Source organism: Microcoleus sp. B3-D7 (genome assembly GCF_036705305.1).
Lineage (GTDB): Bacteria > Cyanobacteriota > Cyanobacteriia > Cyanobacteriales > Microcoleaceae > Microcoleus.
Genome location: NZ_JAUBUE010000046.1, coordinates 39,973 through 52,382 on the forward strand (window position 1 = coordinate 39,973; position 12,410 = coordinate 52,382).

Sequence of the window (12,410 nt, forward strand, 5' to 3'; positions counted from 1 at the left end):
AATGCAAACCGCTTTTTATAATCTTGGAAATCAATTTATCTGTGAAATCAGGAGATAAGAACATGATCAACTCATCTTTGCTGTTAGCCGTACAATCTACCGCTCCCTCAACACCGGAGTGGTCGCCAATGGTAGGACTGACAATGATTTTATGTAATTTGCTGGCGATCACGATCGGCTACTACGGCATCTCCAAGCAAAACCGAGGCAAGGGCCCAGCTTTACCCGTTGCACTCCCTGGAATGTTCAAAGGCTTCGGCGTACCAGAATTGCTGGCAACAGCCAGCTTCGGTCACTTGCTCGGAGCCGGAGTAATCTTGGGCTTGGGTAACGCCGGAGTTCTGTAAAAATCAGGGGAAAGGCAAAGGCAAGGGGTAGAAAAGATATAATAGAAACTCTTTCTTGCTCTCCTTTCCCAGGAAACTTCATGCAGACAGGTTGGCGAATCGGCTCTTTATTTGGCATCCCCCTAGTTATAGATTATTCGTGGTTTATAATTTTAGCTTTAGCAACCCGCGAATACGCCAGCAGTTACCGCCTATGGGGGCCTGCGCTCTCCTGGAGTGCGGGGTTAGCAATAGCTCTGCTACTGTTTGCTTCCGTGCTCTTGCACGAACTCGGACACAGCTTGGCCGCGATATCGCAAGGCATTAAAGTTAATTCTATTACTTTATTCTTATTTGGCGGAGTAGCTTCGATCGACTCGGAATCAAAAACTCCCGGTCAAGCTTTTCAAGTAGCTATTGCCGGCCCTCTCGTCAGCTTTGCGCTGTTTTTAATCCTCGGTTTGGGTTCTCAAGTTCTGCCCCCGAAAAGTTTGCTAGCAATTGTCACCGAAAGGGTAGCACTAATCAATCTCGTTTTGGGATTATTTAACTTAATTCCCGGTCTGCCTTTGGATGGAGGACAAGTTTTAAAAGCAGCAATTTGGAAAATCACCGGCTCTCGATTTGCCGGCGTTCGCTGGGCAGCAAAAACAGGACAAGTTTTAGGTTGGCTGGCTGTTGCTTTGGGTCTGAGTTTATGCTTGTTAGCGCGCGAGTACGGCGGCTTGTGGATTGCGCTGATCGGCTGGTTTGGCATTCGCAATGCCACTGCTTATAGCCAAGTTACTTCGCTGCAAGAAGCCCTGCTCAAAATTAAAGCCAGCGATACGATGAGTCGCGAGTTTCGAGTTGTAGATGCAGATTTGACTCTGCGAGAATTTGCCGATCGCTATTTGTTAGAAGTCAATCCGTTTCCATTTTACATTGCTGCGACCAACGGCCGGGATTTGGGCTTAGTGTCGATCGACGATATCCGCTTCACAGAACGCAGTCAATGGCAAGTTCAGACTTTGCACAACATTTTGAAACCCCTGGGAAAAACCCCCACAGTTTCCGAAAAAGCATCCATCGCAGAAGTAATTAACAGCATGGAAGCCCGCCAACTCCCCCGAATCATCGTCCTCTCGCCGATTGGTTCAGTAGCGGGGACGATCGATCGGGGCGACGTGGTTAAAGTTTTAGCAAAATACCTCAAACCCCAGATTTCAATCGCCGACATCAAGCGCAGCAAAGAAGAAAACAGCTATCCGCAGGGATTGCAGTTAAGTGCGATCGCCAAAACCGCACAGGAAAATTAAAAATTGGGCATCGGTAAGGGGCATTAGTGATAAGTTAAGATGTAGCAAACTTTGGCAATGAGGGTTAAAGCAAAAAATTTTATGCCCAAATTCTTTAATAGAATTTATCATAAATTGGCGGAGAGACGTTGGAAAAACTTAACTTATTTCTTCCCCTTCCCTGACTTGCAATCTCTTGCTATTATCTGGATTGTCGTGACCGGAACTCTATTGGGTGTGCGGCATTTAGGCGGGTTGCAGCCACTAGAATTAAATGCTTACGACCTCATGGTGCAGTTGCGGCCAGATCCGGGCCCTGACCCCAGGTTGCTGATAGTGACCATCACTGAGAACGATATTAATACTATTGAAAAATGGCCGATTTCTGATCGCACTTTAGCAAAAGCTATCGCAGAAATAGCGCGTCTTGAACCCACAGCTATTGGCATAGATATGCTTCGCACTACTCCCTACGAACCGGGGAATGCAGAATTAGTCACTCAATGGAAAAACCCCAAAGTAATCCCCATTACCTTCATCGGCAGCTCTGAGTCCGAGCGAGTGCCACCACCTCCCAATATACCAGACAAGCGAGTAGGATTTAACGATGTAGTAGTCGATCCAGACCGTATAGTGCGTCGAAATTTGATGTTGAGGGGCGATGGCAAAAAAACTGTGTATTCATTTTCGATGCGACTAGCTTTTGCCTATTTTAACAGCAAAAAAATAGCTCGTAAAAAAACACAAAAAAACGAAGTTCAGGTAGATAAAACAGTATTTTCAAAGTTGATATCGGACTCAGGAGGTTATCAGAACATAGATGCAGAAGGGTATCAAGTCGTACTCAATTACCGCTCTGCTGAAAATATAGCAAATACCGTGACACTAACTCAAGTTTTGGAGGGAAAAGTTGAGCCTAAATTGGTGAAGGGTAAAATAGTGCTAGTAGGCGTTACAGCCCTAAGTGTCAAAGATTTCTTTTTTACTCCTTACAGCGCTACTGCAAGCGGAAACCAGCCGATGCCTGGGGTATTAATTCACGCAACGGCTACTAGCCAAATTCTGAGCGCAGCTTTAGATGGCAAAGGGCTATTTTGGTATTGGGATGAATGGCAAGAAATCCTCTGGATCGCTGTTTGGAGTGCAGTGGGCGGCTGTTTAGCTTGGCGGCTAGAAAAATCGCTGAATTTGATCGCGATCGCGATCGCAGCTTGCGCCTCATTAGCGGGATTCACCTTTTTCCTATTCATTCAACAGGGGTGGATACCTCTAATCGCTCCAGCCCTGGGACTTTTAATCACCGCAGGAGTCGCAGTCACCTATAAATACGAGCAGTCGAGGCAACAGCAAGGGATTGTAATGAAGTTATTAGGACAACAAACATCACCTGCGATCGCAAATGCCCTCTGGAAAGAGCGCGTCCATCTGCTCGAATCAGGGTTATTACCAGGGCAAAAAGTTACTGCTACCATCATCCTCACAGACTTGCAGGGTTTTAGTACAATCTCCGAAAAACTACCACCAGAAGTAGTAATGAGTTGGTTAAATGAGTATTTATCAGCAATGGCACAAGAAGTCCAAGCACATCAAGGCGTGATAAATAAATTTACCGGAGATGGAATGCTGGCAGTATTTGGCGTACCCATTCCCCGCACCACTCCAGAAGAAATTGCAGAAGATGCTCGCCTCGCCGTATCTTGCGCTCTAGCTATAAGTTCGCGCTTGCCACAAATGAATCAAAATTGGCTCGCTCGCGGTTTGCCGTCCGCAAAAATGCGAGTAGGCATCTTTACAGGGCCTGTTATGGTGGGTAGTCTGGGAGGCACAACCCGTTTAGAATATGGAGTGATCGGCGATAGCGTTAATATTGCCTCTCGCCTGGAAAGCTGCGAAAAGCATCGGCAAGAGGACACTTGCCGGATATTGATTGCAGAAGAAACCTTTCTGCATCTGGCTGACAAATTTGAGGTAGAATCTTGGGGAGCTTTACCTTTAAAAGGGAGGGAAGAAAAAGTTAATGTCTACCGGATTTTGGGAATAAAACAGAAATAAAAAGGCACAATCTCTCCCTAAAAAACCATGAAGCTCATGAAAAAAATTACTAAGTTTATCCTGAGTCTGACATCAGTTGGATCAATAGTATTGATCGCCACACTTAACGCTTCCCTATTTCCAGTTGTGGGACAGGATCTAGATATAGAGATAGACGGCGGACCACAACGCACTGTACCGGGAGGGCCGCGCTTCATTCAGCCTACTGAAGATATAGATGAGCGGCCCCCCACTCAACCGAGACGGCCTGTGCGCGGTGGCTGCGCGAGCATTAGTCAGCTAGGTCTCACAGCCTTAATGCCTAAAAATAAGATCGGACGGACTGTTTCCGAGTATCCAACTTTCTTTTTCTACTTGCCTCAAACAGAGGCAGAATTAGCCGAATTTATCCTACAAGATCAAAGCGGCAACCAGATTTATAAACAGGATGTTACAATTAGCAATTTATCAGGGGTGATCGGCGTTAATATCCCCGCTAACCAAAATGTGCCACCCTTGGAAGTAGGCAAAAGTTACCGTTGGAATTTGACAGTGATTTGCGACTCTCAAGACCGATCGAGCGATCAGATCGAAAGCGGTACTGTACGGCGAGTTGAAATCAGTGCAGATATCCGCCGTCAATTAGATCGCGCAGATCCGCGCCAGAAAACCGTTATTTATGCTGAAAATGGGATTTGGTTAGATGCCCTCAGCACCCTAGCTGCCGCTCGCCGCGCTAATCCTAATGATGCAGAATTAACTGCTGATTGGGAAAGCTTGCTGGATTCAGTGACATTGGACCAAATTGCCAAAGAGCCGATCGTTCAAACTCAGCCACAGCCATAACAAAATACCCAGAGCCCCAACTTCTTGAAGAAGTCGGGGCTCTAATATATTAATTTTCTTACAGTTTCAATCAAATCATTCCCATCTTCAGATAGAGGTAAATTCACAGGAATTAATTCATTTCCAAAAAGTTGAAAAAAAACCTCCAAATCCGGCTGTAAACGCATAGCACCCTAACTAAAAGAATGTTTTAAAAAATGAAAAAACTCACTAATTTTTTCATAAATTTGACATCAGTTGGCTCAATATTATCGATCGCCACACTTAACGCTTTCCAATTAACCGTTGTGGGACAGCCGACTCCAAACTTAGATGGTCAGCCAATCACTCAACCGGGAAGGGTGCGCTTCGTTGGGCCTACTGAAGATAATTTGTCGTCACCAAACTATCGACGACGAGGGCAGACCAAGGCAAGACCTAAATGCGACGATAACAGAAAGCTAAAAGCCTTAGTACCAGAAAGTCAAATCGGACGGACTGTTTCGGAATATCCTGTATTCTTTTTCTACTTGCCTAAAACAGACGCGCTCCTAGCTGAGTTTGCCCTGGAAGATGAAAAGGGGAATTTTATATATCAAACTACCCTAAAAATTAACAATACATCAGGAGTCATGAGCGTTAGTATTCCCCCCAATAAGAATGTGCCGCCCTTGGAAGCAGGCAAAAGTTACCGTGGGTTTATTGCATTGATTTGCGACCCTGAGGACAGATCCGGAGATTCGGTAGCAACAGGTATTGTGCGTCGAGTTGAACTGAGTGCAGATATCCTCCGTGAATTAGATGCGGCAGATCCGCGCCAGAAAACTGTTATTTATGCTGAAAATGGGATTTGGCAAGATGCTCTCAGCACTTTAGCTGCTGCTCGTCGCGCTAATCCTAACGATGCAGAATTAGCTGCTGATTGGGAAAGCTTGCTGGATTCAGTGACATTGGGCAAGATTGCCAAAGAGCCGATCGTTGAAATGGAGCAGCAGCCATAGATGAGTTTTCCGATTTTAGATTGGCGATTTTAACGAGATACCCCACTTTTTCAAGAAGTTAGGTATCTAGTATCTAATATGTTTTCCTTCTTCCATCTTCCTTGAATATCTGCTATATCCTGCCATTCCCGCTCCGAAAGTGGCTGCACTTTCAAATCAATTTCAAAACAGCGACCAGCCGCCGCACTCAAAACATCAATTACAGTTGCAATCAAATCATCTCCCCCTTCAGATAGAGGTAATTGCACAGGAATTAATTCCTCCCCAAACACTTGATAAAATAATTTAACGTCCGGCTGCAAACGCATCGAACCATGCTGCAAAATAGCATCACCCCGTCGCAATTGCGCGCTACCAATTAACTTGCAGCCATCAAGTGTAACTAAATCCGCACCCGTCGCAGTACCAAAACAATTCGGATTGTGAATATAACCCCTTCCAGCTTCCCCGTATTGCAAATCCAAACCCATCGCCTTCCAACCCTCAATCAAAAACTCGCAAATAGTCTGATAAGCTTTCATACGGCTGCTTCCAAATCCCGACGCCACAACTGCATAAGTTAAATCTCCTTGGTGAAGTACGGCGCGCCCGCCGCTGGGCCTCCTCACCAACTCCACAGGCATTCCCTGCCAAGACAACTGCTGCCAAAACTCCGGCCACCTGCGCTGGTGGTAGCCCAAGGAAATCGCCGCCGGTTGCCAAGTGTAAAATCGCAGAGTTGGCGGATGTTTGCCCGCTAGATGCTGTTCCAGTAGCCATTGGTCGATCGCCATCTGCACGCTACCAGACACCGACAACAGTGGAATTAAACGCCATACAGAATTAGCCATCCGTTCCCAGTCCTGAGTTTGCACTCAATAATTCACAGAATGTTTTAAAATTAGTAACAGTTTTTTGGGCCTGTCTTCTAAGTTGGTGCAAGTTTCACGCCCGCCGGTGCTTTAGAAATAAATAGAAAAAATAATCGCAGAACCATGAGCAACAGTGTAATTGTCATTAACGACGAAAAATTTGAAACAGAAGTCCTGAAAGCTGAGCAACCAGTGCTTGCCTATTTTTGGGCTACTTGGTGCGGGCCTTGCAAACTGATCGCGCCTTCGGTAGACTGGGTGGCTGCCAACTACAGCGATCGGCTGAAAGTGGTTAAAATGGAAATTGACCCCAATCCTAATACTGTAAAGCAGTATAAAGTAGAAGGAGTCCCAGCTCTCAGGCTGTTTAAAAATGCCGAAGTAGTGCTTTCTCACGAGGGAGCTATTACTAAACAAACTTTGATCGGTTTGCTCGACGCTCACTTATAAAGTTTGGAAATGATTCGGGAGTTTCCAACTCCCAACTCACAACTATAGCAATCGAAAATATTGTTTTAACATCTCTCTTTTCTCCTCGATATTCCTCTCTGACTGGGCGCTCTCTGGGTTTAGTAAAAAAAATAATTCACAAACCCAATAAAAATGCAATATAAAAAATAATTTAGCTAATATAAAAATATTCCTTAAAAATCCCCAAAAATACAGAAAATATGCAATTTGCTAAACGTTTAGATCCACTGCAATTTAATGTATTTGCCGATATGGATCGGGCAAAAGCTCAAGCTAGAGCAGCGGGGCAGAATGTGATTGACTTGTCTCTGGGTTCTTCGGATCTGCCGGCGGCTGCTCACATTACAGATGCGATCGCACATTCTCTGTCCGACACCAGCACTCACGGCTATTTGCTATTTAACGGCACAAGAGATTTTCGGGAAGCAGCAGCTATTTGGTACGAGCAAAAATTTGGAATTGCAGTCAATCCAGAAACAGAAGTGCTGCCGTTAATTGGTTCCCAAGAAGGCACGGCGCATATGCCTTTAGCTGTACTCAACCCGGGAGATTTTGCTTTGTTGCTCGATCCGGGCTATCCTTCCCACGCAGGCGGTGTGCATTTGGCTGGTGGTCAAATTTATCCGATGCCGATATTAGCAGAAAATGCGTTTTTGCCGATATTTGAAGATATTCCGGCAGCAGTGCTGGCTCAGTCGAAGATGATGGTTTTGAGCTATCCTCACAATCCTACAACTGCGATCGCCCCGGTTGCTTTTTTTGAGAAAGCTGTGGCTTTTTGTCGAGAACATCAACTTGTTTTAGTTCACGATTTCCCTTATGTGGATTTGGTGTTTGACGATCGCAATTCTCTCATAGAGGCAGAGTCTGGTAACGAGGAAGAATATCGAAAATTGATGGCGCCGTCAATCTTTCAGGCGGATCGAGATAAGAATGTGGCGATCGAGTTTTTTACACTATCCAAATCCTACAGTATGGGAGGTTTTCGAGTCGGATATGCGATCGGCAATTCCGAACTAATTGCAGCCCTGCGACAGGTAAAAGCCGCAGTGGACTTCAACCAATACCGAGGGATTTTGAATGGAGCGATCTCCGCATTAACAGGCCCTCAAGATACCGTCAGAACCAGCGTAGAAACCTTCAGAAAACGGCGGGATGCCTTTGTAAACGCGCTACAGGGCATCGGCTGGCAAGTACCCGTACCCCCTGCCACCATGTACGTCTGGGCCAAACTGCCGGAACCTTGGGCCCACGATTCCGTGAAATTTTGTACTCAGCTAGTACAGAGTACAGGAGTCGCAGCTTCCCCCGGTGCCGGTTTCGGGAAATCAGGAGAAGGCTACGTGCGATTTGCCTTAGTCGAGTCGCCAGCAATTTTGGAAACAGCAGTTAGAAAAATTGCTGAGTTTCTAAATTGAGCGATGTGATATTTGTCAACTTAACCCGAAACACCCTTGTGAGACTTACGCCCACGAAACTTGAGCTTTGAGGCAGGGGTTAAAACCCCTGCCGGACTGGGGTTTTGACGTTTTTGGGCACAGGACGAACCGCAAGGCGTCTAAGTGCTTACCCCTAGCTCAAGAGGGATGCAATTGCTAAAATAGTGTGATTTCTACCTAAAGGAATAGATATTTGCACGCAGTATCTGTCAGAATTTCTTTTAAGAAATGTTAACGTGAGACATCTTCGGAATTACCAGTTCCGCTCACCCACTCTAAAAATCCTTGCAGTGAATTCTGTGAGGGTAGCGATTGTTCCGTAGCGGCGAGCGCACACCCGAAAAACACCACACTGCCCAAAATGGCAATCAGCGGAAAAGGCTTACTCAGTCCAAAGTCCCGCTGAAGGCGAGCTAACGGTCTGCTCTCGCGCCTGAGCATTTTTCCTACCGCCAGTTGTTTGAGACTAAAAGGATCGCGCACAAAATGACCGCTCCAGCTAATTACCATATGAGAATGACAGTGGGGACAAGTGAATAGTCCACTGACCATCCCAACTGGGCCGACGACGCTGGAACGGTTGCAGATCGGGCAAGTGACAGAATGAGTGTTATAGGTGGGAGCGTTCATAACTGTTTTTCTTGAGTAAAAAAAAACTAACAAGTAATTGGGAGCCTGTGTTAACGCTTAAGGTATAGACCTTGAGAGGCACTTTTCCTTAATTCCTAGTTTACCGCTCTGATCGGGTCGATCGGATCTCACTGCTTGGGAAAACCTTCAACTTGCCAATCCCGCAACGAGTGCAAGTCTGGAGCACAGGTGAGATTATATTGCAAGGGAGTTACGGTTATTCTGTTGTCGCGAATAGCTTGTACGTCTGTAGGAATATCATGCGGCACCGCCGAATCAGCGATTTCTTCTACATCTTCTAACAATTCCCCAGCCAGCCAATAATAAGTTTTGCCGCGGGGATCGGTGCGCTTTTGAAATATGTCGAAATAGCGGCGAATGCCTTGACGGGCGATCGCAACTCCGGTAATTTCTGCTTGTGTGACTGCTGGTATGTTGACATTCAACAGCATCGGTTTGGCCATTGGCTGTTTTTCCAACTGTGCCAGCAAAGTGACAGCGAAATCCACCGCCGGCCCAAATTCCTGCGAAGTAAAGCTGGCGAGGCTAAAAGCAATGCTGGGAATGCCTTCCATAATTCCTTCCATTGCTGCCGAAACCGTACCCGAACAGATGATATCCGTGCCTAAATTGGGCCCGTGGTTGATACCGGAAAGAACAAAATCCGGCGGTTTGTCAAGTAAAGCCCACAAAGCAAGTTTCACGCAGTCGGCGGGAGTACCCGAACAGGCCCAAGCTTGAACTGCGGGCTCAAAAATAGATTCGACAATTTCAGCGCGGATGGGTTGGTGCAGGGTAAGGCCGTGGCCGGTAGCGGAGCGCTCTCTGTCGGGACAAACTACGCTCACGTCGTGGCCAGCGTCGGCGAGAGCGTTGGCGAGGCTGCGGATGCCTTGTGCAAAGATGCCGTCGTCGTTGCTAATTAAAAGTTTCATTGAAATTTTTATAGGCCTTATAACAATACTAAACTAGATTCAACTACGGCGATCGCTCTAATATCCAATTACCTATTACAAATTATCCGTAACTGCCGAAAATCTAAAATCTAAAATCTAAAATCTAAAATCAACAAGCTGTAGAGCCAAAATTGCGCTAAACTCAACTTGGCCCAAAACTGCCATCAATCTAAAATCTAAAATCTAAAATCTAAAATCAAAATGACTGTCCAGCTAAGCGACATTGAAACTCAACTAGAAACCCTCGGTCAAGAGTCCAAAAGTGCGATCGCCACTGCCAATACCCTCGAACAACTCGAACAGTTGCGCGTCGGCTACCTCGGCAAAAAAGGCCAACTCTCTCAAATTTTAGGCATGATGGGCAAACTGTCGCCAGACCAGCGACCCAAAGTAGGTGCGATCGCCAATACAGTCAAAGAAGCCCTGCAAGCCGATTTAGAAGACAAGCGCGCCGCCCTCCAAACCGCCCAAATCCAAGCCAAACTCGCCTCAGAAACCATCGATGTCACCATGCCGGGGATTTTTCGCCCCCAAGGCCGGATTCACCCCTTAAACGCCGTCATAGACCGCGCTCTCGATATCTTTGTCGGTCTCGGCTACACTGTCGCCAACGGCCCGGAAATGGAAACAGATTATTACAACTTCGAGGCGCTGAACACACCGCCAGACCACCCAGCGCGGGATATGCAAGATACATTTTACCTACCAGGCGGAGACTTGCTGCGGACTCAGACATCCTCAGTGCAAATTCGCTACATGGAACAGCACAAACCGCCGATTCGGATTGTCTCTCCCGGTCGCGTTTACCGCCGCGATACTGTTGATGCTACTCACGCCGCAGTTTTCCACCAAATTGAACTTTTAGCAATTGATGAAGGTCTGACATTTACTGACTTGAAAGGCACAATTAAAGAGTTTTTGCGGCAAATGTTCGGGCAAGATTTGCCGATTCGTTTCCGCACCAGTTACTTTCCGTTTACGGAACCTTCTGCCGAAGTTGATTTGCAGTGGAACGGCAAATGGCTGGAAGTTTTGGGCTGCGGAACGGTCGATCCGAATGTTCTTAAAGGAGTCGGTTTAGATCCAGAAAAATATACTGGGTTTGCGGCCGGTTTTGGTGTCGAGCGGTTCGCAATGGTACTTTATGAAATCGACGACATTCGCCGGGTTTATGCTAGCGATTTGCGCTTTTTGCGACAATTTTAAACAAGGGCTTGGGGTCGCTTACACGAGCCGTCTAGAGGTCTTGGTCAATCTACATCAATCTTTCAGTTTGAAGTAAGTAAGTACAAATAAACATTACTTGGGGAGAGGGCGGGTTCTGCAACGATCGACTCGCCCTTACTGTAGATAAGCCCTAAAGCCGCCCCTACAAGCCCCTGCAAGATATTATTGTTTTTTTGCGCTTACCTACTTATTTATTGTCTACTTGCCAAAAACACCCTTGATGCTGTCAACAGCGCTCTCGACAGCATTCTTGGTGTTATCAACTGCTTTCTGAGTCCGAGCTGAATCTTCCGATGCTCTTTTCTCAATTGTGGCCGCATCTTTCTTAGCTTTGCGCTCTACTACACTACCATCCTCCGATGAGCGATCGACTTTAGCAGCATTTGTCTTGGCAGTTTCCTTAACCTTCTCTTCTGTATCTCGGATGAAGTTCTTGGCTCGTCCAGCATCTTTGCTGGCTTTTTCTTGAACCGCATCGCCCGCATCTGTTTCTGCTGCCATCGAGTTTACAGCAGGAGAAGCCATTGCTGCGGTGTTCGAGAAGAACGCACCAGACCAGACGAAGGCCATCGCACAGACGCAAAGCACAGTTGCAGCCATCAAGCGCCCTAAAGTCGAAAGTCGTTTCGTAAAATAATTCAGTTTCATAGAATACAGAAGAAGATATGACACTCTATTTTTACTCGATCGGAACGATCGGCGTAACCGTTCTCTAGATAGAGGTTATCCAGCGACGAGCGGTTAAAAAAGTTCCCTCTTTTGATAGATTCAAGCCAGGACTGTCAGTCAATGGTAGATTTTAGATTTTAGATTTTAGAGTTGAGATTTGAGATTTGACTCTACAAGCGTAATTGGGACTCTTGAACTTTGATGGATAGATTGTAGATTTTAGATTAAAGATTAAACACTTCCTATCAAATCTGTTAGGAGAAGAATTCTTCCTATATCTCTGCTCTGCATCTGCGTGAATCAGCGTCAATCCCTTGTCATCTGCGGTTAATAAATTGTCTTTTTTTAACCGCCGATGAGGGCAGATAAACACAGATAAACACAGATGAATTATATCAATTCCTGTTGCACCGGAATTATTGTGGACTGTTGACTGTTGACGGGCGGGTCGAAAAACTGAATGGTTGAGGGTTAACTGTTGACTCTATTTTATTATTCCGATGCAACCGGAAACGATATCACAGAGTGACCATCGCTTTGGACTACATACATATTTTGCGGCTCATCTACTTATTTAGGAATAGGTTGTTCCCGAAATTGTGCGTGGGGTATCAACATATAATACTTATCATCAATACTCCGGACAGTTTTTCAAGAGGGAGGCGATGGCTTCGGCAAGCAACGCTTACGCAATAAATCACAGAAGC

Annotated in this window: 12 protein-coding genes; 8 read left to right on the forward strand and 4 right to left on the reverse strand. The window is 46.1% G+C overall.

Annotated elements, in window-relative coordinates; genetic code table 11:
- Positions 1–62: 62 nt before the first annotated feature.
- The 5 genes from psaK (at position 63) to QUB25_RS24100 (ending at position 5,460) form a co-directional block, all read left to right on the forward strand.
- Entirely contained in the window at positions 63–347 is a 285-nt protein-coding gene (psaK, locus tag QUB25_RS24080) for a photosystem I reaction center subunit PsaK (RefSeq protein ID WP_333047772.1), read from the forward strand.
- 80 nt (positions 348–427) lie between these two features.
- Positions 428–1,624, forward strand: a complete 1,197-nt coding sequence (locus tag QUB25_RS24085) for a site-2 protease family protein (RefSeq protein WP_333186916.1) — start codon at positions 428–430, stop codon at positions 1,622–1,624.
- 81 nt (positions 1,625–1,705) lie between these two features.
- Positions 1,706–3,655 carry an adenylate/guanylate cyclase domain-containing protein gene (locus QUB25_RS24090; RefSeq protein ID WP_333186919.1) on the forward strand — a complete coding sequence of 650 codons (1,950 nt, stop codon included), beginning with the start codon at positions 1,706–1,708 and terminating at the stop codon, positions 3,653–3,655.
- Between the two features lie 36 nt (positions 3,656–3,691).
- Positions 3,692–4,480 (forward strand): DUF928 domain-containing protein, encoded by a 789-nt coding sequence (locus QUB25_RS24095; RefSeq protein WP_333186922.1) that lies wholly within the window; start codon positions 3,692–3,694, stop codon positions 4,478–4,480.
- Positions 4,481–4,677: 197 nt separating this feature from the next.
- On the forward strand, positions 4,678–5,460 hold the full coding sequence (locus tag QUB25_RS24100; protein WP_333186924.1) for a DUF928 domain-containing protein: 783 nt from the start codon (positions 4,678–4,680) through the stop codon (positions 5,458–5,460).
- Positions 5,461–5,510: 50 nt separating this feature from the next.
- On the opposite strand, the gene QUB25_RS24105 is transcribed toward QUB25_RS24100, so the two are convergent.
- Positions 5,511–6,290: a biotin/lipoate A/B protein ligase family protein gene (locus QUB25_RS24105; protein WP_333186927.1), complete on the reverse strand. Its 780-nt coding sequence runs from the start codon at positions 6,288–6,290 to the stop codon at positions 5,511–5,513.
- 144 nt (positions 6,291–6,434) lie between these two features.
- Between QUB25_RS24105 and QUB25_RS24110 the strand changes: the two genes are divergently transcribed.
- Both QUB25_RS24110 and QUB25_RS24115 read left to right on the forward strand, forming a co-directional pair.
- Positions 6,435–6,761, forward strand: coding sequence for a thioredoxin domain-containing protein (locus QUB25_RS24110; protein ID WP_190663385.1), 327 nt, complete (start codon positions 6,435–6,437; stop codon positions 6,759–6,761).
- A 221-nt stretch (positions 6,762–6,982) separates the two neighbouring features.
- Positions 6,983–8,200 carry an LL-diaminopimelate aminotransferase gene (locus tag QUB25_RS24115; protein WP_333186931.1) on the forward strand — a complete coding sequence of 406 codons (1,218 nt, stop codon included), beginning with the start codon at positions 6,983–6,985 and terminating at the stop codon, positions 8,198–8,200.
- 252 nt (positions 8,201–8,452) lie between these two features.
- Here the strand turns inward: QUB25_RS24115 and QUB25_RS24120 are convergent, their stop codons facing one another.
- Entirely contained in the window at positions 8,453–8,851 is a 399-nt protein-coding gene (locus QUB25_RS24120; protein WP_333186933.1) for a hypothetical protein, read from the reverse strand.
- 128 nt (positions 8,852–8,979) lie between these two features.
- Positions 8,980–9,786, reverse strand: coding sequence for a 5'/3'-nucleotidase SurE (surE, locus tag QUB25_RS24125; protein WP_333040643.1), 807 nt, complete (start codon positions 9,784–9,786; stop codon positions 8,980–8,982).
- Between the two features lie 222 nt (positions 9,787–10,008).
- Between surE and pheS the strand changes: the two genes are divergently transcribed.
- Positions 10,009–11,013, forward strand: a complete 1,005-nt coding sequence (pheS, locus tag QUB25_RS24130) for a phenylalanine--tRNA ligase subunit alpha (protein ID WP_190738974.1) — start codon at positions 10,009–10,011, stop codon at positions 11,011–11,013.
- A gap of 219 nt (positions 11,014–11,232) precedes the next feature.
- Here pheS and QUB25_RS24135 read toward each other — a convergent pair whose 3' ends face one another.
- Positions 11,233–11,682, reverse strand: a complete 450-nt coding sequence (locus QUB25_RS24135) for a hypothetical protein (protein WP_333059418.1) — start codon at positions 11,680–11,682, stop codon at positions 11,233–11,235.
- Positions 11,683–12,410: the final 728 nt, after the last annotated feature.

Bases quoted from the DNA above. Each gene is read 5' to 3' on its own strand.
- psaK (WP_333047772.1), top strand. From the start codon at position 63: ATGATCAACTCATCTTTGCTGTTAGCCGTACAATCTACCGCTCCCTCA.
- QUB25_RS24085 (WP_333186916.1), top strand. From the start codon at position 428: ATGCAGACAGGTTGGCGAATCGGCTCTTTATTTGGCATCCCCCTAGTT.
- QUB25_RS24090 (WP_333186919.1), top strand. From the start codon at position 1,706: ATGCCCAAATTCTTTAATAGAATTTATCATAAATTGGCGGAGAGACGT.
- QUB25_RS24095 (WP_333186922.1), top strand. From the start codon at position 3,692: ATGAAAAAAATTACTAAGTTTATCCTGAGTCTGACATCAGTTGGATCA.
- QUB25_RS24100 (WP_333186924.1), top strand. From the start codon at position 4,678: ATGAAAAAACTCACTAATTTTTTCATAAATTTGACATCAGTTGGCTCA.
- QUB25_RS24105 (WP_333186927.1), bottom strand. From the start codon at position 6,290: ATGGCTAATTCTGTATGGCGTTTAATTCCACTGTTGTCGGTGTCTGGT.
- QUB25_RS24110 (WP_190663385.1), top strand. From the start codon at position 6,435: ATGAGCAACAGTGTAATTGTCATTAACGACGAAAAATTTGAAACAGAA.
- QUB25_RS24115 (WP_333186931.1), top strand. From the start codon at position 6,983: ATGCAATTTGCTAAACGTTTAGATCCACTGCAATTTAATGTATTTGCC.
- QUB25_RS24120 (WP_333186933.1), bottom strand. From the start codon at position 8,851: ATGAACGCTCCCACCTATAACACTCATTCTGTCACTTGCCCGATCTGC.
- surE (WP_333040643.1), bottom strand. From the start codon at position 9,786: ATGAAACTTTTAATTAGCAACGACGACGGCATCTTTGCACAAGGCATC.
- pheS (WP_190738974.1), top strand. From the start codon at position 10,009: ATGACTGTCCAGCTAAGCGACATTGAAACTCAACTAGAAACCCTCGGT.
- QUB25_RS24135 (WP_333059418.1), bottom strand. From the start codon at position 11,682: ATGAAACTGAATTATTTTACGAAACGACTTTCGACTTTAGGGCGCTTG.